General features: G+C 51.6%; 28 protein-coding genes. 7 read left to right on the plus strand and 21 right to left on the minus strand.

The window, feature by feature from the left end; translation table 11 throughout:
- Positions 1–29: 29 nt before the first annotated feature.
- The 4 genes from HND56_06925 to HND56_06940 form a co-directional block, all read right to left on the minus strand.
- Positions 30–998 (minus strand): ketoacyl-ACP synthase III, encoded by a 969-nt coding sequence (locus HND56_06925; GenBank protein ID QKK05429.1) that lies wholly within the window; start codon positions 996–998, stop codon positions 30–32.
- Positions 995–2,059 carry a phosphate acyltransferase PlsX gene (plsX, locus tag HND56_06930; GenBank protein QKK05430.1) on the minus strand — a complete coding sequence of 355 codons (1,065 nt, stop codon included), beginning with the start codon at positions 2,057–2,059 and terminating at the stop codon, positions 995–997. Before plsX ends, HND56_06925 begins: the two co-directional genes overlap by 4 nt.
- Before the next feature lie 95 nt (positions 2,060–2,154).
- Positions 2,155–2,334 (minus strand): 50S ribosomal protein L32, encoded by a 180-nt coding sequence (locus tag HND56_06935; GenBank protein QKK05431.1) that lies wholly within the window; start codon positions 2,332–2,334, stop codon positions 2,155–2,157.
- 292 nt (positions 2,335–2,626) lie between these two features.
- On the minus strand, positions 2,627–3,196 hold the full coding sequence (locus tag HND56_06940) for a winged helix-turn-helix transcriptional regulator (GenBank protein QKK05432.1): 570 nt from the start codon (positions 3,194–3,196) through the stop codon (positions 2,627–2,629).
- Between the two features lie 71 nt (positions 3,197–3,267).
- Between HND56_06940 and HND56_06945 the strand changes: the two genes are divergently transcribed.
- Positions 3,268–3,579, plus strand: a complete 312-nt coding sequence (locus HND56_06945; protein ID QKK05433.1) for a hypothetical protein — start codon at positions 3,268–3,270, stop codon at positions 3,577–3,579.
- Between the two features lie 39 nt (positions 3,580–3,618).
- On the opposite strand, the gene fbaA is transcribed toward HND56_06945, so the two are convergent.
- The 3 genes from fbaA to gap form a co-directional block, all read right to left on the minus strand.
- On the minus strand, positions 3,619–4,719 hold the full coding sequence (fbaA, locus tag HND56_06950) for a class II fructose-bisphosphate aldolase (GenBank protein QKK05434.1): 1,101 nt from the start codon (positions 4,717–4,719) through the stop codon (positions 3,619–3,621).
- A gap of 73 nt (positions 4,720–4,792) precedes the next feature.
- Positions 4,793–5,386 (minus strand): hypothetical protein, encoded by a 594-nt coding sequence (locus tag HND56_06955; GenBank protein QKK05435.1) that lies wholly within the window; start codon positions 5,384–5,386, stop codon positions 4,793–4,795.
- Between the two features lie 53 nt (positions 5,387–5,439).
- The gene (gene gap, locus HND56_06960; protein QKK05436.1) at positions 5,440–6,444 is read right to left on the minus strand and encodes a type I glyceraldehyde-3-phosphate dehydrogenase; all 1,005 of its coding nucleotides are present in this window, start codon (positions 6,442–6,444) and stop codon (positions 5,440–5,442) included.
- Between the two features lie 188 nt (positions 6,445–6,632).
- On the opposite strand from gap, the gene HND56_06965 reads away from it, so the two are divergent.
- The gene (locus HND56_06965) at positions 6,633–7,037 is read left to right on the plus strand and encodes a hypothetical protein (GenBank protein QKK05437.1); all 405 of its coding nucleotides are present in this window, start codon (positions 6,633–6,635) and stop codon (positions 7,035–7,037) included.
- A 22-nt stretch (positions 7,038–7,059) separates the two neighbouring features.
- On the opposite strand, the gene HND56_06970 is transcribed toward HND56_06965, so the two are convergent.
- The 6 genes from HND56_06970 to HND56_06995 all read right to left on the minus strand — a co-directional run bounded on the left by HND56_06970 (position 7,060) and on the right by HND56_06995 (position 11,439).
- Positions 7,060–7,392 (minus strand): DUF1476 domain-containing protein, encoded by a 333-nt coding sequence (locus tag HND56_06970; protein QKK05438.1) that lies wholly within the window; start codon positions 7,390–7,392, stop codon positions 7,060–7,062.
- A gap of 91 nt (positions 7,393–7,483) precedes the next feature.
- The gene (locus tag HND56_06975) at positions 7,484–8,278 is read right to left on the minus strand and encodes an ABC transporter permease (protein ID QKK05439.1); all 795 of its coding nucleotides are present in this window, start codon (positions 8,276–8,278) and stop codon (positions 7,484–7,486) included.
- Positions 8,279–8,282: 4 nt separating this feature from the next.
- Positions 8,283–9,161 carry an ABC transporter ATP-binding protein gene (locus tag HND56_06980; protein QKK06590.1) on the minus strand — a complete coding sequence of 293 codons (879 nt, stop codon included), beginning with the start codon at positions 9,159–9,161 and terminating at the stop codon, positions 8,283–8,285.
- A gap of 31 nt (positions 9,162–9,192) precedes the next feature.
- Positions 9,193–9,675: a hypothetical protein gene (locus tag HND56_06985; protein QKK05440.1), complete on the minus strand. Its 483-nt coding sequence runs from the start codon at positions 9,673–9,675 to the stop codon at positions 9,193–9,195.
- Positions 9,676–9,777: 102 nt separating this feature from the next.
- Positions 9,778–10,359: a NifU family protein gene (locus HND56_06990; GenBank protein ID QKK05441.1), complete on the minus strand. Its 582-nt coding sequence runs from the start codon at positions 10,357–10,359 to the stop codon at positions 9,778–9,780.
- A 45-nt stretch (positions 10,360–10,404) separates the two neighbouring features.
- Entirely contained in the window at positions 10,405–11,439 is a 1,035-nt protein-coding gene (locus HND56_06995) for an NAD(P)/FAD-dependent oxidoreductase (GenBank protein QKK05442.1), read from the minus strand.
- Positions 11,440–11,501: 62 nt separating this feature from the next.
- On the opposite strand from HND56_06995, the gene HND56_07000 reads away from it, so the two are divergent.
- Both HND56_07000 and HND56_07005 read left to right on the plus strand, forming a co-directional pair.
- A complete protein-coding gene (locus HND56_07000) occupies positions 11,502–12,044 on the plus strand; it encodes a class I SAM-dependent methyltransferase (protein ID QKK05443.1) in 543 nt (180 codons plus the stop codon).
- A gap of 74 nt (positions 12,045–12,118) precedes the next feature.
- Positions 12,119–13,558 carry a TrkH family potassium uptake protein gene (locus HND56_07005; GenBank protein QKK05444.1) on the plus strand — a complete coding sequence of 480 codons (1,440 nt, stop codon included), beginning with the start codon at positions 12,119–12,121 and terminating at the stop codon, positions 13,556–13,558.
- A 6-nt stretch (positions 13,559–13,564) separates the two neighbouring features.
- On the opposite strand, the gene HND56_07010 is transcribed toward HND56_07005, so the two are convergent.
- Positions 13,565–14,242, minus strand: a complete 678-nt coding sequence (locus tag HND56_07010) for a TlpA family protein disulfide reductase (protein QKK05445.1) — start codon at positions 14,240–14,242, stop codon at positions 13,565–13,567.
- Between the two features lie 63 nt (positions 14,243–14,305).
- On the opposite strand from HND56_07010, the gene HND56_07015 reads away from it, so the two are divergent.
- The gene (locus HND56_07015; GenBank protein QKK05446.1) at positions 14,306–14,467 is read left to right on the plus strand and encodes a hypothetical protein; all 162 of its coding nucleotides are present in this window, start codon (positions 14,306–14,308) and stop codon (positions 14,465–14,467) included.
- Between the two features lie 52 nt (positions 14,468–14,519).
- Positions 14,520–17,123, plus strand: a complete 2,604-nt coding sequence (locus HND56_07020) for a DUF4175 family protein (protein QKK05447.1) — start codon at positions 14,520–14,522, stop codon at positions 17,121–17,123.
- On the opposite strand, the gene HND56_07025 is transcribed toward HND56_07020, so the two are convergent.
- Positions 17,120–19,423: a hypothetical protein gene (locus HND56_07025; protein QKK05448.1), complete on the minus strand. Its 2,304-nt coding sequence runs from the start codon at positions 19,421–19,423 to the stop codon at positions 17,120–17,122. The genes HND56_07020 and HND56_07025 overlap by 4 nt on opposite strands.
- 228 nt (positions 19,424–19,651) lie before the next feature.
- On the opposite strand from HND56_07025, the gene HND56_07030 reads away from it, so the two are divergent.
- Positions 19,652–20,998: a hypothetical protein gene (locus HND56_07030; GenBank protein ID QKK05449.1), complete on the plus strand. Its 1,347-nt coding sequence runs from the start codon at positions 19,652–19,654 to the stop codon at positions 20,996–20,998.
- 81 nt (positions 20,999–21,079) lie between these two features.
- Here the strand turns inward: HND56_07030 and fliE are convergent, their stop codons facing one another.
- The 6 genes from fliE to pnp form a co-directional block, all read right to left on the minus strand.
- A complete protein-coding gene (gene fliE, locus HND56_07035) occupies positions 21,080–21,397 on the minus strand; it encodes a flagellar hook-basal body complex protein FliE (protein ID QKK05450.1) in 318 nt (105 codons plus the stop codon).
- A 54-nt stretch (positions 21,398–21,451) separates the two neighbouring features.
- On the minus strand, positions 21,452–21,862 hold the full coding sequence (gene flgC / locus HND56_07040) for a flagellar basal body rod protein FlgC (protein QKK05451.1): 411 nt from the start codon (positions 21,860–21,862) through the stop codon (positions 21,452–21,454).
- Positions 21,863–21,890: 28 nt separating this feature from the next.
- Positions 21,891–22,331, minus strand: coding sequence for a flagellar basal body rod protein FlgB (locus HND56_07045; protein ID QKK05452.1), 441 nt, complete (start codon positions 22,329–22,331; stop codon positions 21,891–21,893).
- 194 nt (positions 22,332–22,525) lie between these two features.
- Positions 22,526–23,287, minus strand: coding sequence for a methyltransferase domain-containing protein (locus HND56_07050; GenBank protein QKK05453.1), 762 nt, complete (start codon positions 23,285–23,287; stop codon positions 22,526–22,528).
- 19 nt (positions 23,288–23,306) lie between these two features.
- Positions 23,307–24,113, minus strand: coding sequence for a glycerophosphoryl diester phosphodiesterase (locus tag HND56_07055; GenBank protein QKK05454.1), 807 nt, complete (start codon positions 24,111–24,113; stop codon positions 23,307–23,309).
- Positions 24,114–24,135: 22 nt separating this feature from the next.
- Positions 24,136–26,277 carry a polyribonucleotide nucleotidyltransferase gene (gene pnp, locus HND56_07060; protein ID QKK05455.1) on the minus strand — a complete coding sequence of 714 codons (2,142 nt, stop codon included), beginning with the start codon at positions 26,275–26,277 and terminating at the stop codon, positions 24,136–24,138.
- Between the last annotated feature and the right edge of the window lie 25 nt (positions 26,278–26,302).

Raw genomic sequence — 26,302 nt, forward strand, 5'->3', positions numbered from 1 at the left:
ACTTCGCATGGAAAAAGAACGCGAAAATTCTACCAGCGCACCAGCGCGGAGCCCCATGTCAGGCCGCCCCCCATTGCCTCGAGCAACAGTAAATCATTTTCACGAATGCGTCCATCCTGAACCGCTTCATGCAACGCCAAGGGAATCGAGGCAGCAGAAGTATTTCCATGTTTCCCGACAGTTAGAACGACTTTTTCAAGCGGCATTTTGAGTTTCTTGGCCGTGCTTTCAATGATACGGCGGTTCGCCTGATGCGGCACCAGCCAGTCAATATCCGCAGACGTCAACCCGTTGGCATCCAGCGCTTCCCGCACCGCTTCGCTCATCCTTGTGACGGCATGGCGGAAGACCTCCTGCCCGTTCATACGGACATGCCCCGTTGTTCCCGTTGTCGACGGACCGCCATCGACATAAAGCAGATCACGATGTCGGCCTTCCGAATGCAGATGCGTTGATAAAATACCGCGCTCGCTTTCCGCATGGCCTTCCAGAACGACAGCAGCAGCACCATCGCCGAACAGCACACAGGTGGTGCGGTCTTCCCAGTCCAGAATCGAGGTGAAATGATCTGCGCCGATCACAAGGGCGCGTTTCACCTGCCCCGTCGTGACAAAGTTATTGGCAACCGACAATGCGTAAACAAAACCCGAGCAGACCGCCTGCACGTCAAAAGCAAAACCGTGATCGCCCATACCGATCTTGTCCTGTACCGTCACAGCTGTTGCGGGGAATGTCTGATCCGGCGTGGTGGTTGCCAGAACAATCACATCAATATCGCTGCCGTCGATACCGGCATTTTTTAATGCCTGGCGCGCAGCTTCCGTCGCCATAAAAGAGGTTGTTTCGCCTTCGCCCGCAATGTGGCGGGATTCGATGCCTGTGCGCTGGCGCACCCATTCATCGGAGGTATCGACCGTTTTGGCCAATTCGTCATTACTGACGCTTTTTTTCGGCAAATAAGCGCCCGTGCCGATAATGCGCGCGCGAATTCCGGTCATACCGCTTTCTCCACCCCGTCTTCCGCCGCAGGCAACCCCGTATCACCGGTTTTATCAAGCGCTGCGGCCAGATGTTTATTCATATCGCCCGCAATCATCTTGGCGCCCACTCCGACAGCATTAGCAAAGCCCAGCGCATCCATACCGCCGTGACTTTTCACGCATAAGCCGCGCAATCCCATGAAAACGCCGCCGTTATAACGGCGCGGATCCATACTGTGTTTCAATTTACGCAAAGCCGGAATCATAAAAGGATAGCCAAGCCAGCCGATCGGCGAATGCTTGAAGGACTGCTTCATCATATGCGCGACCAGACGCGCCGTACCTTCCGATGCCTTCAGCGTAATATTTCCGGTAAAGCCGTCTGTCACGACAACATCGACAACGCCTTTCATAATGTCATCACCCTCGGCATAACCGACAAATTCCCCCGGCAGCGACATTTCAGCCAGCAGATGTGCCGCTTCCTTCACTTCTTCACTGCCCTTCATTTCCTCTGAACCGACATTCAAAAGCGCAATCTGCGGCTTTTCGACTTTCAGCACGACCTGCGCAAAAATAGCGCCCAGCACGGCGAATTCCGTCAGATTTTTTGCCGTGCATTGAATATTCGCCCCCAGATCCAGCAAAACGGTTTTCCGCCCCTTTTGCATGGTCGGATAATAAGAGGCAATCGCCGGACGGGAAACATTGGGAAGCGGCTTTAAACCAAACAGCGCCATCGCCATCAGCGCACCGGTATTGCCCGCCGAAACGACACAGGCGGCATCACCCTCTGCAACGGCCTGCACGGCCAGACTCATGCTGGAGTTTTTACGGTGACGCAATGCGGCTGACGGCTTGTCATCCGGCAACACCATTTCTTCCGTATGGCGAATCTCTGATTTTTTACGCAAGGACGGGCGGGCATCAATCAACGGTTTGATTCTTGCCTCGTCACCCGTGAAAATATAAGACAGTTCGGGATGGCTTCGCAGCGCCAGCACGGCACCGTCAATGACATGATCCGGCGCTTCATCGCCGCCCATCGCATCCAGTGCCATTGTGAATTTTTGCTGCAAAACCGCCGTCTCCCGTTGTCATGCGAAACCAGCACAGAGCCCAAGCGTTTCTGTGCTGTTCCTATTTGCGCATTACCTGTTATTTAGTCTTTTAATTATTCAGCAGGTTCGATAATTTGCTGGCCCTTGTACATGCCTGTTTTCAGGCAGACATGGTGCGGGCGTACGAATTCGCCGGTCGTCTTATCTTCGGCATAAGCCGGAGACGACAGGGAATGGTGCGAACGGCGCATATTGCGTTTCGACTTCGAGGTTTTCTTCTTAGGTACAGCCATTGCCTTATCCTTTGTCCTTTATCTTTATCGTCTTCTTTTCAAAATCCTTTTTTCCTGTCCTCCCCTCGGGAGGCGGAAACGCTTTTATATAATACATCACAGCAGAAAGTGCAAGCATATTTCTTATATATGGCGCTTCTCCGCGAAAAAGAGCAATTTGCAAAAAATTTTACGAAAACTTAATATTGTTATGCAATACTGGAATTATAGGGTTTTAAGTCTTCAGTTGAATGTGTATTGCTCGCTCCAAAGTTGGTTGAATGAAATTGTAGCCGGGATGTTCTCATCCCGGCTATTTTTTTTTGTTTCCCGTGAAGATATAGCCTTCTTCGCCCGTTTCAATCAGCGGCTCTCCCGAAAGAGCCTGAATCTTCTGCCGCAGGCGGTAAATATGAGTTTCCAGCGTGCGGGTATTGACTGCGGCATTATATTTCCAGACATTTTCCAGCAATTCCGCCCGGGTCACATTCTCTCCTGTACGGTTATAAAGATACAGCAGAATATCAGCCTCTTTTTCGGTCAGGGATGCTTCCCCGCTCCCCGATTTCAGGCGCAAAATCCGTTCCGCAGGAATAAAGCGGCATTTTCCGATTGTCAGAACCTGCTTCAGGCTTGCCGCTTCCTGCCGGGCAAAAAACTGTCCGATCATATCCAAAAGCACCCCGGCACGCAGCGGTATCTTGACGGCCAAATCGCGCCCATCGTTCCTCTCCGCCGCATGATCCACCAAGCGCAGGTCATATTCCGCTTTTCCGTCATCACGCAACAATGTGTAATGCACAGACAGAAAGGCTTCCAACGCATCCGCCAGCACATCATCCTGCACCGACAGCGCGATTCGTTTTTCTGTGTCTTTCCCCATGATTGCAACGCTTTGTTAAGAATGTTTCTGGTAAGCTATAAATTAGGGCAAAAACGATACGGGCGCAAATAATGGCTCAGGAAAAATCCATTACTGATTACGAAGTCATGTTCACCATGCATACCGGCGTAACGGTACTGGTGAGCAAATTAAAGGAATTCGATAAAATCAACGGCGAAGGTCTGCATTTTCAGATCAGCCCCGATCAGTGTCTGCAAGTCGAAACCCCTGAAGCCCTGATCATCATCAAGGATTTAAGCAGCGATTACCTTGAAGAAGCGCTGGAGCGCGGCTTTATCATGTTCTATGAGCTGGAGGATGACGAGGTCGTACGCTGCACCCCCTGCCAGATCCACCGGCAGCAGGCGCGCGCAAAAACCTAGAAATTTCCTAAAAAAGCCGAAAAAACCTAGCCCGCAGCCTTAAGCGGCAAGCTCATCCGTTTTTTTTAGCGCCAAAGACTTTCCTGCCGCACCAAGATCGGCAAATGCCTCATCCAGACGTGCCGCCATGCCTTTTTCCGCCTCCCGCAGCCATTTACGGGGATCATATTGCTTTTTATACGGCGTGCCGTCTTCAGGATCGATCTGATATTTGAAGGCTTTCGCATTGGTTTCGACATATTTGCCGACAGGCGCGGCGAATGCAAATTGCGTATCCGTATCGATATTCATTTTGAAAACGCCATAGGTCAAAGATTCCGAAATTTTCGCCTTTTCAGAGCCGGAACCGCCATGGAAGACCAGATCAAGCGGGTTTTTACCCGTATTATGGCTCTTTTGCACCAGATCCTGCGAATTTTTCAGGATTTCAGGGCGTAATTTGACGTTTCCGGGCTTATAAACGCCGTGAACATTGCCAAAAGAGGCCGCAAGCGTGAAATGTCCGATCGGATTCAGTGTTTCATAGGCACGCAGACAGTCTTCCGGCTGCGTGTAAAGATGCGGGTTATCCGCACCGATATCATCATCGGAGCCGACACCGTCCTCCTCGCCGCCTGTTACGCCGAGCTCAATCTCGATACTCATGCCAAGCGGCACCATGCGTTTCAGCAAACGTGCGGATTCCGACAGGTTGAAATCAATATCATCCGCCGACAGATCCAGCATATGCGAGGTAAAGAGCGGCTTGCCCGTTTCTTTGAAATGCTGTTCGCCATGATCCAGCATCGCCTCGACCCAGGGGATCAGCGCACGGTTGGCATGGTCGGTATGCAGAACAACGCAAACGCCGTAATGTTCCGCCAGCAGATGCACATGTTTGGCCGCAGCGACCGCGCCCAGAACTTTTGCCGCAAATCCGTCTTCCATGCCTTTTCCGGCATAGAATTCCGCGCCGCCGTTAGACAGCTGGATAATGACATCGGATTTATTCTTTTGCGCCGCTTCCAGTACTGCATTGACGGAATTTGTACCGACAACATTGACAGCCGGCAATGCATAGCCGCCATCCTTACAGGCTTTCACCAGTGTCAGATATTCCTCACCGGTGACAACGCCGGGCTTCAGTCCTGTTTTGCTCATTTTCGCACCTCTTGCTGTTGAAATAGGGTTATTCGCACGGGAAGTCTAGCAAATCCTCCCCGAAGGATAAAGCCTAAACGGCAATGTCCAGCAAGATGCCCGTGATATCTTCCGTGGTCTGTCGCGTGGTCTTTTCCGCATCGGAAAATGCCTGCAATGCGGCCAACAGCCCGTTTTGCTGTCCACCCTCACCGCGCCGCTCCGCAGCTTCTTCCGCACGCTCCTGACGCAATTCGGCCTGCGCCTGCAATTTGGTCTGCTGCGCCTGCGCCGCGACCTGCACATCCTGCGGTGACGGCTCCGCCGGTGCCAAAGCCGCGCGGATGACGATCTCCATTTTACGGATGGTTTCTTCCGGATTGCCGCGCACGGCTGATGCGTCAATCTGCACTTCACCCCCGACGGCATATTCACGCCCGTCCGGTCCTGTGACCGTATCAAAGCTGACCGCACCGGCATACGGGCCGCCAACGGATTTATGCGCTTGTTCATGGGCGCGCACTTCGATATCACGCTGTTTTAGCTCACGGACGGTTTTTTCTTCCGCCTCCGTCAGCCCTTCGGCATTGGTTTGTTGCTGATTTTGCCGTGCAGAAGCCTGCTCCGGCGCAATGGCGGCCGGACGCTGCACAGGAATAGAAAACTGTACACCAGAAATCGCTGTCATACCTTATTCCATTTTACAGGAATAAGGTTGACTATGCGTTAAAATACAATGATTTAGAGAGATGCCAGCTTCACAGCCGTATCCGACATACGGCTGGAGAAACCCCATTCGTTGTCATACCAGCTCATCACACGGATCAGACGGCCATCCAGCGCTTTGGTCTCGTTCAGTGCGAAAATAGAAGAACGGGGATCATGGTTAAAGTCGCTGGAGACCAGCGGCTCGTCATAATAGCCCAGCACACCGTGCATGGCACCGTCAGCCGCCGCTTTGATCGCGGCGTTGATTTCTTCGACCGTCGTGTCTTTTTCCGCAACGAATTTCAGATCAACAACCGAGACATTCGGGGTCGGCACACGAATAGCCACGCCGTCCAGCTTGCCTTTCAGCTGGGGCAGTACTTTGCCGACAGCACGCGCCGCACCCGTTGAAGTCGGGATCATGTTGCAAGCCCCTGCCCGTGCGCGGTGCAGGTCTTTATGCATCGTATCAACAATACGCTGATCGCCGGTATAGCTGTGGATGGTCGTCATAAAGCCGTGTTTGATACCGACCGTCTCATGCAGAACAGCGGCAACAGGTGCCAGACAGTTCGTGGTGCAGGAGGCGTTGGAGACGATTTTGTGATCGCCCGTCAAAGCATCACTGTTCACGCCGTAAACAACCGTAATATCTTCATCCGTACCGGGGGCGGAAATCAGCACTTTGCGCGCACCCGCTTCCAGATGTTTGCCTGCGGCTTCGCGTCCGGTGAAAATACCCGTGCATTCCATCGCCACATCAACGCCCATATCACCCCAGGGCAGCGCCGTCGGGTCGCGTTCCTGAATACATTTCACTTCATGGCCGTTGATAATCAGATTGCCGTTTGCAACCGAGACATCCCCGTTAAAACGTCCGTGTACCGTGTCGTATTTCAACAAATGCGCATTGGTGTTTACATCCGCTAGATCGTTAATGGCAACGATTTCGACATCATTGCGTCCTGATTCAAAGGCCGCGCGCAGAACAAGGCGTCCGATACGTCCAAAACCGTTAATGGCAACACGTGCTGTCATGATATTCCCTCCTGATTAAAAATGATCTCTTACCCTAAAGCCTTTTTACACCTGCTGCACTGCAAAAGACAAGAGTTAACGCATAGAAATATATTTTACATATTTGCATTTTATCTATTTATTATGTATAATAATATTGTGTGTGTGATTCTTTACTATGGCGGCGAATGCAAAAATAGGGGTGTGTAATGCTGAATAACGATAAAAATCAATACCATCAGGAAAATCGTCTTTTCGGATATGTCATTATCAATGCCGAAGGCGATGTGCTGGACGGTATGACAGATGACGGGCATCTGCATTTTACACCGCAATATGAATTGGCTGATCTGGATGCGCAGCCGATGCTGTTCCGCAACCGGATGCGCCTGCCCCGCAATATCACGGACAAACTCGACAGCAGCTTCGGTCTGGTGGAGGTACGTCTGGACAATGACGGCAAAGCCGACGCGGATGCCGTATTGCAAGGCCGTGTCATCGGCTCCGTTTCTTCGTTGCTGGCGGCGGTTGCCATGGATAAAAGCTTTGAAGATGTCAAAAGCTACGCCACGCGCCAAGACTTCCGCGAGAAAAACTACCGCGACAAGAAATAATCACAATTGATTGTCTGAAAGGTTAAACGGCTTCCTCAGCGGCGGCATTCGATGCTTCGACGCTTGCGAGTGCCTCTTCATGGCAGCGGCCCAGCTCCAGCCACAGGCGGGATTCGGATACGCCCGGCAGGTCTTGCTGCACTTTGCCAATCACATCTTCAAAACCCGGCTCGTCCAGATCGAAAGACACCAAATGCTCGGCATAGGCTTTGGCCTCAGTCTCGCCCAGTTTCATCTGTTCCGCCGCCCATAATCCAAACAGCTTCACCATCCGGGCGCTGACTTTGAAGATCATTTCCTGATCGTGCTGGAATTTTGCCTCAAAAGCACTTAACCGTCTTTGGAAATTATCCATCTTCTATACTCCTGATTACTGTTAACGGCACAACATCTGTACAAATTTCGCGCCCATTATGCGCAAGCGCGCCGTGGATTGCAAGCATGACTCACTCTCCTGTCTGCAATAATCCGCCATGTTTGCGCGACCGGTCCAAAGACCAGAAAAAACATCCCGTCGCAATGACAAAATAAACCGCATTCAGCCCCGCCGCCCGCCACAGATATTCCGCATGAAATTCCCCGTTCAGCAGGATGCCGCGCAAGCCTTCAAACACATGCGAGGCCGGCAGCGCCCGTGAAACCACCTGCACGGCCTCCGGCAAAGCGCTGATCGGATAATAAACGGCGCAAAGCGGTGCAAACAGGAAGGTCAGCGCATAACAGAACCCTTCCGCCCCCAACCCTGCCCGCATTAAAATAGAGGTGATAAACAGCCCCAGCCACCAGCCCATCACCCATACATTGATAATCAGCGCCGCCAGCGGCAGGCCGATACTGAAAATATTGAAATCGTAAATCCACATCGCCAGAAACAGCACAGGCGTCACCCCGATCAGCGTGCGGATAATACTGATGCAGATCATCGACACAATCCATTCCGCCGGACGCAACGGACTAACGCAGAGATGACCGATATTGCGCGACCACAACTCCTCCATAAAGGACAGTGATACACTCAGCTGTGAACGGAACAGCATTTCCCAAAGCAGTGCCGCGCCCAATAGCGCCCCGACAACATAAGGAATATGCGCCGACGAAGCCGCGAAATATTGACTGATAAAGCCCCACAGCACCATATGCATGGTCGGCCAATAGATCAGATCCAGAATACGCGGCCAGGATTTGCGCAGAATATAGAAATAGCGCAGGATCATCGCGTAAATACGGCCGAAACTCATCATTTTTTCAGCCCTTTCTTCTCTTGGCAGCCGTTTTTTTTGTAGCGGCTTTTTTAATCGCTTTCTTCTTAACAGCTTTTTTGGGAGCGGCTTTTTTCTTCTTCTGCAACAGCGCCGCCACGGCCTTGTCTTTCCCATGATCACGCGCAACCTTCAGGAAGACATCCTCCATATTGCGCAGACCATAGCGGTGAATCAAGGTTTGCGGCGCACCGACATCCACAATCTTGCCCTGCCGCATCATCAAGACATTGTCACATAATCTTTCGACTTCCGGCATATTGTGGGAGGCCAGCAGAATCGTCGCGCCGGTCTTTTTGCGGTATTTTTCGATATAACTGCGGATTTTATCGGCCATATCAGGATCCAGCGAGGCTGTCGGCTCGTCAAGCAGCAGAACATCCGGTTTATTCAGCAGCGATTTTGCCAAGGCGACCCGCGCCTGTTGACCTGCGGAAATTTTGCCGTAATGGCGGTCAAGGAAATCAGTAAAAACAAAGCCTTCCGCCAGCTCGTCAATCCTCTCCCGCAGGTCGGGGACGGAATAAAGCCGTCCGTACACCGTCAGATTTTCACGCACCGTCAGGCGGCGCGGCAAATCCGTAAAAGGCGAGGCAAAATTCATGCGCTCCAGCGCGGCATAGCGGTCATTCGTCATGTCATGGCCCAGCACCGCGATCGACCCTGCGCTGGGATAAAGAATACCAAGCAGCATTGATAATGTGGTGGTTTTTCCGGCACCGTTACCGCCCAGCAGTGCTGTCGTGCTGCCGAAAGGAACGGAAAAACTGATCCCGTCTACCGCACGGATATTGCCAAAAACTTTTTCGAGATTTTGGACGACAATGGCATGATTGCCCGCAGTCTCATTCTTTTTTGCTGTCATTTTTTTTTGATTACGCGCGATTGATTTTGCGTCAATCGTCATTTTCTTTTTTACTGCGGAAACTGTCGAGTGAAATGACCTGCCCCGTCTTTTCACCGTCTTTCAAATTCAGTTCATCATCCTGCCCGTCATCCTCATCTTCCTGTCCGGGGTGCAACGGCTGGAATTGCAGCGCGAAATTCACCGAGGGATCCGCGAAAATGGTGATCGAATCAAGCGGCACGACCAGTTTTTCCGGCACATTGTTGAAGCTGAGCATGACGGAGAAAAATTCTTTTGCAATTTCAAGATCATAGAATTGATGCTGCAAAACAATCGTCATCTCATTGGGATAGCGTTCCTTGAGATAATCCGGCATTTCCACGCCTTTGTGCTTGGTCTGGAAAGTAATGTAGAAATGGTGGTCATCCACAAGTCCGGTTTCAGCCGTTTCCCGCAAAGCTGCACGAACAACGCCGCGCAGCGCCTCTTCCACCATGCGGTCGTATCTAAAAGCATCATCGTTATCTTGCATTCAACCCTCTTTCGTCCTTCTTTTTTTTAAATCCTAGCAGATGACAGGTTGAGATACAGTTAATTTTTCAAAAAAATCAACCCGTCCGATACTGCCCGATCTCTAGATTTCAACTGCGCGCACTTCCACAACTTCGGGAATAAAATGCTGCAAAAGGTTCTGCACGCCGGATTTCAACGTCATCGTCGAACTCGGACAGCCGGAACACGCGCCCTGCATATGCAGATAAACAATCCCGTCTTCAAAAGAATCGAATAAAACATCACCGCCGTCACGCGCCACGGCGGGACGGATATGCGTATCCAACAATTCTTTGATCTGTTTGACGATTTCACTGTCCAGATCACTGGGCGCATGTGTTTTTTCCGCATCATTGCGCACGGCATCCAGCGCCTCGTCCAGCATTACGGGATGTCCCAGCGTGAAATGCTCCATCACGATATCCAGCACCGCCGGTTTCAAATCATTCCAATCCGTATCTTCCGCCTTGGTCACGGAAATGAAATCCTTGCCCAGAAAAATGCCGCGCACTTCGGGCAGAGAAAACAGCTTATGCGCCAGCGGTGAATTTTTTTCCGCTTCATCACCCGTCTTAAATTCGGCAGAACCGGACGGCATTACCTCGCATCCCGGTAAAAATTTTAGCGTTGCGGGGTTAGGTGTGATTTCCGTTTGGATAAACATTAAGCTGTAACTCCCTGTTATTTTATTATTTTTATCGTTCCGGCCTTATAGAGGCACACCCTTGCTTGTCGAATATTCAAAATGCAGTGCCTGCCCCGGGAATACACGCGGGTGAATCGCATGCGCTGCCGTTGCCGCCTCGGAAAAACCCGTCAGAATCAGTTTCAGCTTGTTCTTATAACACGCAATATCCCCGACGGCAAAAATACCCGCACGGTTGGTCTCGCAAGTAGACGGATCAACAACGATATGGTTTTGCTGCAATTCCAGCTGCCAATCGGCAATCGGGCCGATTTTACTGGCCAGACCGAAAAACGGCAGCAATATATCCGCCTCCAGCATCCGGCTGCCGCCGTCAAAATCTGTCACTTCCAGTGCCGTCATGATACCGTCCCGCCCGTGCAACGCGCCCAGCTGATACGGTGTCACGATTTCCACAACATCGCCCTGCTCTGCCAGTTCGTGCATACGGCGTACCGTTTCCGGCGCGGCGCGGAATTTGTCGCGGCGATGCACCACATAGATTTTTTCCGCGACATCAGCCAAAGAGACGGCCCAGTCAACAGCGCTGTCACCGCCGCCGGCAATCACCAGCCGCTTGCCTTTAAAATCGTCACGGCGGCGCACCATATAAAAAACCGATGTCCCTTCATAATCCGCAAGACCGTCCAGCGGGGGGCGGTTCGGTCCAAAAGCGCCGACACCCGCCGCGATCACAACCGCCTTGGCGCGAATCTGTGTTCCCGTCGTGGTCGTCACGCACCAGCCATCTGCACCGTCTTCCTTCATAAACACAGCCTGTTGATTTAAATGATAGACCGGATCAAACGGCTCAATCTGGCTGATCAGGTTCTCGATCAACTGCCCCGCCTCCAGCACAGGATGCGCAGGAATATCATAGATCGGCTTTTCCGGATACAGCGCCGCGCATTGACCGCCAAGGCTTTCCAGCGCATCAATAACATGGCAGGACATACCCAGCATACCGCACTCAAAGACAGCGAATAATCCAACCGGACCGGCACCGATGACAACAACATCGGTGGTATGACACGGAAAATTTGATGTATTGGTATTCATCTGCTGTTATTATAACTTGTTTTGATTGACCATATGCGACGTGAAAGGCGAAGCCCCGTAAAATGTTGGAGATCATCCTGACCCTATCGCTTGTCTGTACAGTTGTACTGCTGTTCGTCACGCTTTTCAACGAATATTATCAGCAGCGTCTCGGCGTTTCCTGCATGCCCACGACTCCGAAAGTCCGTGCGCATATGATGGGACTGATTGAGGAATACGCCAAAGACGGACACGCCAATATCGTGGAGCTGGGCTGCGGCTGGGGCGGTATGGCCCGCAGCGCGACCAAGCGCTTTCCGTGGCTGACCACAACGGGAATTGAGAAATCACTCTTTCCCTATCTGTTTTCAAAACTGCGTGCGATTGGCAATGACACAAATATCCGCCACGAAAATATCTACAAATATGATTTAAAAGATGCCGATATCATATTGTGTTATTTATCAAATCAGCACATGGAAGGCCTAGAGGACAAAATGACGGAAGAGCTCAAACCCGGCAGCGTTGTCATCAGCAGCACCTTCCAGTTTGCCAAGAAAAAACCCGATAAAATCGTACCTCTTACAGGTGTTTACGACACAAAAATCTACATTTATGTGTTCTGACGCGCTACAATAGGTATGAATGAAGACAAATTGTTAAAAAGAAAAATCTAAAAACACTCTCAAGGTTCCTGTCCGTGCACTTCCGGCCCATTTTTTTCTCACTCGGTATTTTATTGACGATTCTGGCGGTCGTCATGCTGCCATCGGTGCTGCTGGAGTTTTTTGACAATAAGAACTGGAAAAGCTTTGCCTCTGTGCAGGCTTTGACCGCTTTCTGCGGTATTTTGACCGCTCTTGCAAGTTACGAGAAAAAGTTCATCTTCCGCATCCGCGAAGCCTTTTTGATGACAAACCTGATCTGGATTGTTGTCGGGCTGTTCGGCTCATTGCCGTTGTATTTTTCCGATATTGAGATCAGCTTTACCGATGCGCTGTTTGAATCTATTTCCGGCGTGACCACAACCGGCGCAACCGTTCTGACCAATCTGGACGATATGTCGCGGGGACTGCTTTTGTGGCGCTCCATGCTGCAATGGCTGGGCGGAATCGGGATTATTGTGATGGCGCTCTCCGTCCTGCCGCTATTGAATGTCGGCGGCATGCAGCTTTTTAAAACCGAGGCAATGGATGTGGAAAAAGTTCTTCCCAGCGCCGCACAAATTGCCGCCTCGATCGGTACAATCTATGTCATGCTGACAGCTATTTGCGCTGCCTGCTACGCGCTGGGCGGCATGACGCGTTTCGATGCGCTCAACCATGCCATGACAACCATCGCAACGGGCGGATTTTCGACCCATGACAAATCGATGGGTTTTTTCGACAGCGCCCGGCTGGAATATACCGCAACATTCTTTATTCTGCTTAGTTCCCTGCCCTTTATGCTTTATCTGCGCGCCATTCGCGGCAATCTGCTGGCTATCTTCCGCGATACGCAGGTGCAATGGTTCTTAAGCATCGTCGGATTGGCCATCCTGTCGCTGATTTTCTATCTGACCCTTACTTTTAATGCGCCGCTGGCCTCCGCCTTGCGCTATGCCAGCTTTAACGCCGTCTCCGTCATTACCGGAACGGGCTATGCCACAACGGATTATTCCGCATGGGGCGGCTTTGCCAAAGGGCTGTTCTTTTTTCTGATGTGTATCGGCGGCTGTGCCGGTTCAACGACCTGCGGTATCAAGATTTTCCGTTTTCAGATTCTCTATGCGGTCTCCCATGTACAGATTACAAAATTGGTCAAACCGCATGCCAGTATCCGCCCCTATTACAACAAGCAGCCGGTTTCCCAGGATGTGCAGATGTCAGTGATGTCGTTCTTTTTCCTGTTCGCACTCAGCTTCACAATCACCGCATTGCTGCTGCAAATGACCGGACTGAATTTTCTGGATTCCATGTCCTGCGCCGTGACCGCGATTTCAAATGTCGGTCCTGCTCTTGGCGAGACCTTCGGTCCTGCGGGAACTTTTGCGGATATGACCCATGCCGGAAAATGGATCATGTCCGTTGCCATGATGTTCGGACGTCTGGAGCTGTTTACATTGCTGGTGATGCTGTCACCGCATTTCTGGCGGCATTAAACGGCTTTACTTCTTCAGCAATCCCGTTTGCTTTAAATAAAACAGAATAAATTGTTGCGATTCCTTGCTGCCCCAATCCGCGGGCTGTTCGACGCGGCGCAACAGCTTACCGTCAGGGCCGATAATCCACGTCACAGGCAGTGCCATCATATTTTCACGGTGGCGAATGGAACGCTGCGTATCCATATAAAGCGGCGTCAGTTCAATATTATGCCGTTTGAGGAACCTCCGAACCGATGCCTGCCCGGTATTATCCATGGAGACCGCGACAAAAGCGACCGGCGCACCCTGAAAAAATTTCTGCGCTGCCATAAATCGCGGCAATTCCCTGATGCAGGGCTTGCACCACATACCCCATAAATTGACCACCAGTAATTTCCCTTTAAAGGAAGACAGCGCATATTCCTTGCCGTCATCCATATTGCCGAACACAATCTCCCGGGTCGTGTCCGGGCGGAAGGGCGGACGGTTTTTGAGTTCTTCGCGGCGCTTTTCCGCACGTTCTTCTTGCTCCTTGCGCGCCTTTTCCGCCTCTGCGCGGAATTCCTTTGTACGTTTCTCGACGGCAATTTGCTGCTGTCTCTGTTCTCCGGAATCCATGCGCTGTTTCAGAAACAGACCTGCTGCCAAAACGCAGATAACAGCAATAATGCCAATAATCACCGTCCGGTTTTTGCTTGCCATATTTTCGCCCTCGATTAGAATTGCGATAGAGTTGACTGTTCCCTTCTTTTTTAAAGGAAAGCCATGTTCCGCGCAACATCCCTGTTTCTCTGCTGCCTGACCGTCGCTACAAGCCTTGCGCTGAGCGGCTGCGGTATCAAGCCCTCCAAGGTTCTGCCGCCTGAAGACAGCAAGACGGTCACCTATCCGCGCACCTATCCCGATCCGGTCAAAAACAGTCCTTAAAAAACCTTCCCTAAGGCGTAAAACTTCGTGATATAATAAAAAGATGAGGGATATGTCGTTTTATAATTTGCCCAAATCAACACGCCGTCTTTTAAGATTCAGCCAGTGCCGGCTGTTTCTGACCAGCTTTGTGATTGAAATATGGCCCGTGCTGACGCTGCCGTTATTTTATCTCGGTCTTGGCCTGCTGGATCTATTCTCCTATATGCCGTGGTGGCTTCATGCTTTGACCCTGCTGGCCTTTATCGGCACAATGCTGTTTTTCATCCGGCGCGCCATTCTGCGTCTGAAATGGCCGGATGTACGGGATATCATGCGCAAACTGGAAATCTCCTCCCATGTCGCACACCGCCCCTTGAACAACCTGACAGATCATCTTTTCCACGGAACGCGCAGCGAAGACCAAAAGCTGTTGTGGAAAAAGCATCTGCTGCGTGCGCGGGAGCAGTTGACGCAGATTCGGCTGTTGCAGCCCGACCGCTCCTTAAAACAGCAGGACCCGCGGCGCCTCGGTTTTCTGGCCATCCTTATTTTCGCTGTCGGATTTTATTTTGCCGGTGATAACCGCAATATGCGCATCACGCAGGCTTTGACACCGCCGCAGGAAATGGCGGAGATCGTCACACCGTCATGGCAACCGCCTTTGATGGAAGTGACCGCATGGGTCACACCGCCCGCCTATGCCGGCGGCGAAGCGCAATATCTGCACAGCGGTCCGTTAAAAAGCATCGGTGGTAAAATCACCCTGCCGCAGGATAGTACGCTGACCATGCATATTTCAAAAACCCGCCACTTCCCGCCGCGAATCTATGTGGATGGTGCCCGCAAAGACCTGATCTTCAACAATGAAGGCCATTACAGTATTGATATCGACTTTACGGAGGCCGGAGTCTTCGAAGTTGTGATGAAGCGCTTTTTTCTGACGCGGGCACATTGGACGGTGACCTCCGTTCCCGATCAGGCACCGCAGATCAAGCTGGAAGAAAAAGCCGCCGAAGTTGAAAGTCAGGAAATAGAATGGTCCTACAGTGCTGCGGATGATTACGGCATCGCCAAGCTGGACATGTATATCAGCCCCGATTCTTCCCTGCAGAGCAAACTGGATAAAGCGCCGCTGACACCGGAGGAAAAACGGCAATACCACTTCCCGATCGCCGTCCCGCAGGACCCGCCCTTACGACAGCTCGCGGAAACGCGCACCACCGATATGACGGAATCGGTCTTTGCCGGACAAGCTGTTGTTCTCAGCATTCTCGGCGAGGATACGGGCGGACAAATCGGACAAAGCAACCCTTTTAAAACCGTCCTACCGATGCGCCAGTTCAAACATCCGGTCGCCAAGGCACTGGTCGAAATCCGCCAGACGCTGGCATGGTCGGATAATGCCGCAGAGCGCTTGAACGCATGGACACGCCTGCGCGGCATCGCCACCGCCCCTGACCAGTACCGCGATGACATCACGGTCTTTCTGGCGCTGAGCGTTGCGCATATGACGCTGGAGCGGCTTGTCGCCTCACCCTATTCCCGCATGAACCAGAAAACGGAAGATCAATGGCTGAAACGCCTGAAAAACGTGCGCGAACTGTTGTGGAAAACCGCCTTACATATTGAGGACGGCAGTCTGGCTGTCGCCGCACGTGATTTGCGCAATGCACTGGAACAACTGGCTGAAAAAATGGAAAAAGGCGACATGACGGAAGAGGAGTTCCAAAAACTGGCCGCCGAAATGCAGGAAACCATGGCGCGTTACATGCAGGCACTCAGCGAGGAATTGCGGGAGAAAATGCAAAACGAACAAAAAAGCAGTCAGGAAAATCAGCAAATGTCACAGGAGCTGATGGACCGTCTGGCTGAAAAAATGGATGTCGGCAGCATGTTCCAGCAATGGCAGCAGATGTCCGAAGGCGGCTCGAAAGAAAACATGCAGAAAATGATCGAGCAAATGCGTAAATTCATGGAACAGATGGATCCGGAAAAGCTGAAAAACGCCCGCCCCTTCGATAACAAAGAATTTGAAAATATCGGCGATCTGCAAAAACTGATCGAACAGCAGCAGGAGCTGATTGAAAAAACGCAGGAAGAAAAAGACCGCCAGGAACAGAAACAGGAACAAAAGAAAGATCAGCAGGGCAAGCAGGAGAAAAAAGAACCGCAGAACAAGAAAGACGGTGATAAAAGCAAGGAACTGGCCAAAAAGCAGGGCGAAATCCGCAAAGAACTTGGCGATATCAGCAAGAAAATGGATGAAAAACTGGGCGAAGTTCCCGAACCGATGGCCGAGGCAGATCAATTCATGAAACAGGCCGGCGACGGCTTGGAAGAACCGGATATTCCCGCCGCCCTGAAAAGTGAGCAGGAAGCTCTGGAAGCCCTGCAAAAAGGTATGGATCAGGAGCTGGAACGCCTTGCCGACCTGCTGGAAAATGTCATGATGATCGGCAGCGGCGGGCAACCGCAAGGACCGCAAGACGGCGAGCGCGACCCGCTGGGACGTCAGGACGGTGACAATATCGACACCTCTGACCTTGATTTGCCGGATGAGAAAGAGCGCACAAAGATTCAGGAAATCATCCGCGAATTGCGCCAGCGCTCAAATGATTATCAGCGTCCCGATTTCGAAAAAGAATATTACGACCGCCTGCTTGAACGCTTCTAGCGTTTGTTGCCGCGGCCTTTGCCTTTCTTCGGCCCCTGGTTTTTCGGGGGTGTTTTTTTTGCGCAGGATTCGATCTTTTTCTGGAATGCCGCAATATCTTCCTTTAATTCCTCAGACATCGGCGGCGGTTTGATACCGCAACGTTTATCCATCATATCCGCCTGTTGCCATTGAATGATCGAAGACGGCAGTTCAATTGCGCCGGGCGGCGGCGTTAAAGCACCGGTCTTGGCATCCGCATCAATACGGAACAATGTCCGTCCCTGATAATCATCCAGACGCAAACGCCCATATGTAATGCCAAGACGTTGCTGCAAATCGTCCTGCGTCGGCTCTGCCGGAAAGCTGCGCATTTTTTTGGCATTTTCACGGCCTTCATCCGTGCTTTCATCCGGAACACAGTCAAATTTCGTCACATCATAGATTTTACCGTCATCATCGACTTGCGATGCACGGTGCCGATTTTGCTGCAGCCAGTTTTCCGGCACTTTCTCAGAGAATTCGACATGGTGAATTTCGCCGGACATCGAAAAACCATAGCTGCCACTGCCGCCAACCGCTTTGATGAAATCCTTACGCAGTTTCGAAACCTTGTTTTTTTCCTGCAGATAATCCTGATAGATTTTATCCGACTGCCCTGCGGGGAGGAAATAACGCCGCTCCGCATGGTCATTGTCAGGACGTTGATAACTGTAATCATCCGGCAAAGCTCTGCCTTCCTGACGCAGCATCATATGCGGCTCATACATATCCCCGCACATGCTGCGGAAATCGTAATATTCCTTTTTCGACAAACGCGCACTATCCGTCGGACGGAAAACGTCACCTTTATAATCGGCGGGCGATTCAATCAGGAACTGGTTGCGCAGTACATGCACAAAGGGCCATTCGCGATAGGCGCGCGGATAGGCGTCTTTTTCCTTACGGACACCGATAATCGGCTCGTCACCGAAAACATCTTCAAATGATTTGTAATCAGGGTAAGACAGGCGCGCAAACAGTTTTTTCTGTTCTTCCGGTGCATTTTTACCCGGACGGTAAACGCCGGGGCGGTTTTTGACTTCAACCCAGTCCTCCGGCGGCTCGACATTCTCCATCCCCTGATAATGCGGGTACAAAGGTGCCCAGTCACAGCGGATACCAACGATCTTTCCTTCGTCATATTCGGGATGAAACTGGCTTTTATAGGTCGAGAACTGCTGTCCGCCGACATTAAAGCTGTTACTGACATCAGGCTCGCCGAACAGAATCAATTCAAGCGCTTTCTGGTTTTTATAAAGGTCTTTTTCCGCACGCAGAATCTCTTCCAAAACGGCCTTCGAGCGGCCTTCGGCACGGAAAACCGTCTCACAATACAGGTCTTCCAGCGCCGGCGGCGGGTCCAGCGGCGGGCGAATACCGATCTGGCGGTCAAAATCATCTGCCGCGACCCAGTAATATTCGGCCGCATCAACGCGTTTCACCGATTCGACACGCGCAACAAGCCCCGCATCATAATCCGGATCGCCGAAAATGTTTTTCAACGCATCTTCCTGTTGCTTTGCGTCGTCAATCTGCCCCAGATCGCGCTCACGGTCGATCGGCAGCTGTACATAGTTTTTGACATTGCGGTAAACAAGATAGGATGCCGCCTTATAGTCGGAGAATTGCGGCAAAGTCTTGCCGTCATCGGAAACCAGCATTTTAAACAGCGGGTCATGCTGCACGGCGGCCGTACCGCCCTGCTCGGCTTTTTTAAAGAATTTCCGCAGCTTGTTCGTCATATCGACAGGTGCACGGTAATAACGTGTTTCATTTCCGCCCGAAAAAGCGGGAGAAACGGCAACATGCTGTGATGTACGCGCATCATAATCCGACGGCATATGCGTGCCGAAACGCGGTTTCAGCCCCAATGCGTCATTCATCGGCCGCGGATCCGCCCAGCCGCCGCCATGCGCCAGATAGGATTTCACATATGCGGCTTCTTTATCAGAGAGTTTTTCCGCATCCGGCGGCGGCGTATGGTTGCCATTATAATCAACGGGCACTTCCACCACATATTCTTTCACGCCGCCGGTAAAGGGCAGCTCATATACTTGCGGCGCGGCCAGATAGGGGCGCGGATGCGCATCTTCGGCCAAATGGATTTGTACCGCCGTCGGCTTCAGAATACCGAGCGTTTCCAGCCCTTCCAGCACGGTTGCCGTCGAAGACGAAGGCTGCTGTAGCAGATAGTCCGGACGGATTTGTTCCACAGCCTCAAGGGAGCGCCCTTTCGCGCGGTAATATACGTAATTGTCTCGATCGGAAACATTGACCATTTGCCCATACCTTTCATTGGTATCTTAAATCATAAATATGCATATAATACATAATAAGAATACGTAAGAAAGTCAAGCTGTCAGCAGGCATGATTTGCCATTGTATAATTGTTTTTTAAGAGTTATTGCATCTTTCCGCTTGTTCTAGCATGATGAAATATATAGTATGTGGAATCGTTAAGGGTTTGACAAACAATTCAGATAATTGAACGACTTAGGACATTAACCATGACAAAACGCGTTTCTTTTCTGGCCATCCCGGCTTTGATGGCATGTCTGCTGACCGCAGGCTGCGCAACCGATGGCTGGAGCACAACACAGGCTGAGCCTGCCTCTGACAAGACAGCACAGATGGCACAAACGGCTGATTCCACGCGGCCTTCACTGGTTGTAAAAGACAAAAATTCAACGGTTTTATACCGTCCCGGCTCCCGCGACAGCTACACGGGTACGGCAATGCCCGCCGCCGCGCCGCCGCCTGTCGAAACAGAGGTTGCTGCTTATAAAGGCATGTCTCCGGAACCGGATATGGCCGGATACGGCACAAAAACCGTTTCCAAACCCGCTCTGAAAGAGCCGGTTATAACAGATAGCTGGGAGCCCATGTCCCATGACACGGTACAGAAACTTCCCATTCAAACCCCGCGCATTGACACATTGGTCGGACGCAAGGTTCAGGAAATGTATCAGGAACTGCAAGCTCTGCAGGATGAAGTCAATAAACACGACTCGCATCTGACCAATTTGCAGATGCAGGGCGACAGCATTGCCGGCGCTTATTACGGCATGACGGGCGAGCTGAGCGCACGTCTGCAATCCGGCACCACTCCCGGTAACCCGGAAATGCTGGAAATGTGGAACAGTGCCGGCGAACAGCTGGATAAGCTTTCCGCGCAATCCAAAGATCTGACGCGTCTGTCGAATGATATCGCCAATACGGCATCACGCGGCGCCTTTCTGCATGATTCGACCCGTGCAACTTTCGGTCTGTCCGGTGCGGTGGAAGATGACCACACGAACCTGACGGCGCTGGAAGACATGGTCAATCAGGATATTGTGCGTATCAACCGCATGATGAATGTCGTTAATGATGAAATCAACCGCCGTAATGCCTATCTGCGGACCGAACGCCTGAACATGCAAACCCTGTCCGTTGCCATCGCCAATGGCGAGCTTTACGGTCAAAGCATGTCAAGCCGCCTGTTCTCCCGCGTTGCGGATACATCGGATGAACGCGACCCTGCGGCAAGCTTCAATGCTGCGCCTGTCCCGGCGAAACGTCCTTTGGTGATCATCCGCTTTGACCGCCCGAATGTCCAGTATCAGCAGCCGCTTTACACGGCACTGAGCCAGGCCATGGAAAAATATCCGGGCGCACAATTCGATGTTGTGGCCGTTTCTCCGGCATCACGCAACCCTGCGGAGCAGGCTTTGGCCTCTTCTGACGCCCGCCGTAACAGCGAGGATGTTCTCAGAACCATGACACAAATGGGTGTCCCCACGAACCGCATCAGCATGGGATCGGAAACCCGCTCCAATATCGGTGCGACCGAAGTACATCTGTATATTCGCTAAAACAGCGAATAAGATACGGAATATAAAAGCGGCGCCAATTTGGCGCCGCTTTTTCTTTGTCCTGTTGAATGAGCCCCTGCCCTAGATCGGAGAGCGCATCACTTCCTCATAGGCGCGGATAACGCGGTCACGTATGGCCAGAACCGTTGACAGCGACATTTCCGCCTCTGTCGTGGCCTGCAGGACATCCGTGATATTCGCCTTGCCCGCAACTGCCGCGGCTGAAACACGCTCACTATTGCGCTGCGTCTCAACCGTGTTCTGGATTGTGTTTTTAAGAATGTCACCGAAGCTGGGGCCTTGTTGTCCGGCGGTTTTGCCGCTGTCCGGCATCGCCATGCCTTGTTTGATTCGCGCAATTGCATCCGTATAGGCCTGCGCACCTTTGATATCAGCCATTATCCCTACTCTCTCCCTGTTTTATGATCCGTCTTATTTTATTATTATCCGTTTTTAAGAGCGCAGCAGATCAATCGTCCGCACCAGCATGCTACGCGTCATATCGATAATCCCCAGATTCGCCTCATAGCTGCGCTGTGCCTCCCGCATATCCATCATCTCAATCAACGGATTAACATTCGGATAGCTGACATAGCCGTTCTTATCCGCCGCAGGGTGCTGCGGGTCATGCTTCAGTTTGAATTCCGACTGATCTTTTACAACCTTATCAACTGTTACGAAATTCACACCCTTATTGCGCTCTAAAACATTTTTGAATGTCACGATCTGGCGCTGATACGGGTCTTCCCCCGGTTTGCTGCCTGTTGTTTCGGAATTGGCCAGATTCTGCGAAATCACCCGCATACGGATACCTTGCGCGCGCATACCCTTTGCAGCGACTTCCATGGCGTTTAACAAATCCATTTGACGGCCTCCTTATTCCTAAAGCCCGTTATTGACCGCTGCCGCGTATCGCGGTGCGGAGCAAGTTGACGTTTTTCTGATAAAGGCTGGTAATCATCCGGTGATCCACCGCCAGTTCATTCGCTTTTAACAGCTGCTCTTCCAAAATCACACCATTGCCTGAAGGCGCTGTTTCATAAACTTCCCGCTGGGCGATATGGCGCTTATCTGCCGCCCCATCTGCGCTGCCGCCTTGATGGCCGCTTTGTGTTGTTTTGAGTGTCAGACGGTAACTGCCGCCTGTTCCGCCAAACGGAATACGGCTGCTGCTGCCTTGCAACAGCTCCCGAAAATCCGGCTCTTTCAAATCGCGCGGTACATAGTTCGGGGTATCGGCATTGGCAATGTTTTCGGCCAAGACCTTTTGACGTTCGGTCTGCCAATCCATTTTTTTATACATCGCCTGAAAGAGTGCGAGGTCATTCGGCATGTCAAAACCTACCTTATCTTTCAATACTTCGTTTACCGTTCAAAATACGGAACAGATGTCACCAAAACAAACCGTCTTCATTGCAAAGACCGGCAACATAATAGACAACGAGAGCAGATTCCCGAGAAAAGAACCTACAACTTCAGTATCGCATAACTGCATTAAGAAGTCATTAACTTATCGCCGGAAGCCGCCTATTCCTTGACGGCCAACAATTTAATGCCCGGCTTGAAGCTGATTTGGAAGCGGCGGACTTTCAGCCCGTGACGCGCCAGCAGCGTTGCAATCCCCTTGCGGGTAAAATATGTCAGATGCTCAGGCGGCACGACCTGCCCCCATGTGGAAAAGTTCTTCGGCACAAGGAAATGGCCGCCATCAGGCATTGTCATATAAGCCACACCGCCTTTCGATAGCAGGGTGGCGATGGAGCGGACGAAACTTTCCGGATCCGGCACATGTTCGATCACTTCACTGGTATAAACCATATCGAATTTCACACCCGTTTCCGCCATTTCTTCCACGGAAAGCTGTTGGAAGCCGCCCGCTTCGGGGAACTCCTTCCCGGCAATCTCTACGGCGGCACCGTCAATATCGATTCCCATCGCATCCAGCCCCAAAGAGGATGCCGAGGCAACCGTATAACCGACATTACAGCCGACATCCAGAAAACGTTTTCCGGGCGGCGACAATTGCAGCATTTTCTGCACCCGCTTGCGCGTACGGCGCAATTTGCTTTCTTTCTTGCTTAGATAGCTGTCATTGGCTTTGTAGTCCTGATAATACTCGTTCAGCTCTTTCATCGTCGGCCAGGGCGACACCACAACCGTGCCGCAGGATGTACAGCGCATCAGGTCAAAGCGGTCTTTCTCACCCACCTTCTGAAGATCTTCTGATAAACATGCGCGGCAAAAGACATGTTCCTGTGCGTCACCTTTTGTTTTCAGCTCTGTATTCATTTGAGAATTCCTTTTTCTATCATTCATCCAGCAAATCCGGCTTATCGGTAAACACGCTGACAACCCCTAATTGGAACAGTGTATCGGCGATGTCCAGATCATTGACCGTGTAAGATAATAGCGGATAGCCCGCGGCCAGAAACTCATCCAGAAAGCCCTCTTTCTCCGTCAGGAACAGCCTGTCGAAATGCAGGGTCGTAATTTGCAAATGCGCCGCTTTTTCACGCCAGTCACGCATCGTTTCTTCAATATCCGTCGCAATCAGATAACCGCGCGGATATTCAGGCATCATTTCCAGTGCCGTTTCAAGGCTGACCGCCTGAAAGCTGGAAATTAGCGGTGGCTGCACATCGCCTTCATCCTCGGCATCAGGCCAGATACGTGACACACAATCCAACATGATTTCCGCGGTTTCTTTCTCGCGCCCCGGGCAAGGCTTGATCTCAAGATTAACGCCAAGACCGCGATCCAGAATGACGGAAAGCGCATCCTCCAGATGGGGGATGCGCTCATCAACAAAGCTATGGGAAAAATGCGCCCCGGCATCCAGCTCTTTCAGCGCGGACCAGTCGGTTTCAGCGACAAGGCCGGCAACACCGGTAATGCGGGACAATTCTTCATCGTGGAAAACAATCGGTTCCCCATCGCGGCTGAGCTTAACGTCAATTTCGACCCATTCAGCCCCCATATCCGCCGCCGTATGAAGGCTGACGATGGTATTTTCGGGGGCATAGGCCCGCGCACCGCGGTGACCGATCAGACGCGGCAAGCGCGGAGCACCAAGGCGCTCCGCGCGAGCATTCGAAAAATTAACGACATTTTCCATGCGCGCCTGCGTTTCCCTTTTATTACGCGTCGGCAGCTTCCTTCAGCTCACCGTCATCGCGCGAGATTTCTTCGCCGGTCTCTTGATCGACAACGCGCATGGACAGTTTGATACGTCCACGATCATCAATCGCGATACATTTGACCTTTACCTCGTCACCTTCGTTCAGGACTTCTTCGACCTTTGCGAGACGACGATTAGCGATTTCAGAAATATGCAGCAGACCATCTGTCTTGTGCATGATATTCACGAAAGCACCGAAATCAACGACACGGACAACTTTCCCTGTATAGATTTTGCCAACTTCCGGAACAGCGACGATGTCTTTGATCCATTTGATGGCTTTATCCGCAGAATCCGCATCAACGGAAGCGACGAAAATCGTACCGTCATCTTCGATATCGATTTTAGCACCGGTGACTTCAACGATTTCACGGATAACCGAACCGCCCGTACCGATAACCTCGCGGATTTTGTCACGCGGGATTGTAAAGCTGGTGATTTGCGGTGCAAAATTGCTCAACTCCTGACGGGAATCCGTCAAGGCTTTCGCCATTTCATTCAGAATATGGATACGTCCGTCACGTGCCTGATCCAGAGCGATACGCATGATTTCCTCGGTAATGGATGTAATCTTGATATCCATCTGCAGCGAGGTGATACCGCTTTCCGTTCCGGCAACTTTAAAGTCCATATCGCCAAGGTGATCTTCATCGCCCAGAATATCCGACAAGACGACGAAATCATCGCCCTCTTTAATCAGACCCATGGCAATACCCGCAATCGGGCGCTTCAACGGTACGCCGGCATCCATCAATGCCAGAGACGTTCCACAAACCGTTGCCATCGAGGATGAACCGTTTGATTCCGTAATCTCGGAAACAACACGCATCGTATACGGGAAATCTTCTTTGGACGGCAGCAGCGGGTGAACCGCACGCCATGCCAGTTTACCATGACCGACTTCACGACGGCCAACCGGACCGATACGACCGCATTCACCAACCGAAGACGGCGGGAAGTTGTAATGAAGCAGGAAGGATTCTTTATATTCACCTTCAAGTGCATCGATGATCTGTTCATCCTGACCGGTACCAAGCGTGGCAACAACCAATGCCTGTGTTTCACCGCGTGTAAACAGTGCAGAACCGTGCGCGCGCGGCAGAATACCGACTTCTGACACAATGGAACGTACCGTTTTGGTATCACGGCCATCAATACGTTTGCCGGTCTTGATCAGACCGCCGCGAACGATATCTGATTCAACCTGTTTGCACAGACCTTCAATAACAGAGGCTTCAATCTCGCCTTCAACAGCCATTTTTTCAACGGCAGCTGCGCGGACTTCCGCCAGACGCGTCTGACGCTCCTGTTTCACCGTCAGGTCGTAAGCAGCAGCAAAGTCCTTGCCGAAATCGCTTTCCAGTTTTTTCGCCAGTTTTTTCTTCTCAGCATCTTCCTCAGGGATATCCCAAGGCTCTTTAGCCGCTTTTTCGGCCAGATCAATAATGGCATCAATCACCGGCTGGAAACCTTTCCAACCGAACATCACCGCTTCCAGCATAACATCTTCCGGAAGCTCATTGGCTTCGGATTCAACCATCAGCACGCCTTCCTGCGTACCGGCGACGATCAGATCAAGTTCACTTTCAGCCATTTGCTCGGGCGTCGGGTTCAAAACAAACTCACCATTAACGCGTCCCACGCGAGCCGCACCAACCGGCCCCATGAACGGCATGCCTGAAATCGTCAGCGCAGCCGAGGTGGCAACCAGTGCCAGAATGTCCGGGGAGTTCTGGAAGTCATGCGACAAAGTCGTGCACAATACCTGAACTTCGTTTTTAAAGCCTTTGGCGAATAGCGGACGGATCGGACGGTCAATCAGACGCGATGTCAGCGTTGCGAATTCGCTCGGGCGTGCTTCGCGCTTAAAAAAACCGCCGGGAATTTTACCGGCAGCATATGTTTTTTCCTGGTAATGAACCGACAAGGGGAAAAAATCAAAAGCCGGGTTCACTTTCTTGGCACCGACAGCGGTTGCCAAAATCATTGTATCGCCGTAGCGGGCAACAACAGCACCGTCAGCCTGACGTGCTACTTTACCTGTTTCAAATGACAGGGTACGTCCTGCCCATTCAATTGTTTGCGTATGAATATCAAACATATTTTCTTTATACCTTTCTTGTGTC

It is taken from the genome of Pseudomonadota bacterium, assembly GCA_013285465.1.
Classification (GTDB): Bacteria; Pseudomonadota; Alphaproteobacteria; order Micavibrionales; family CSBR16-224; genus CSBR16-224.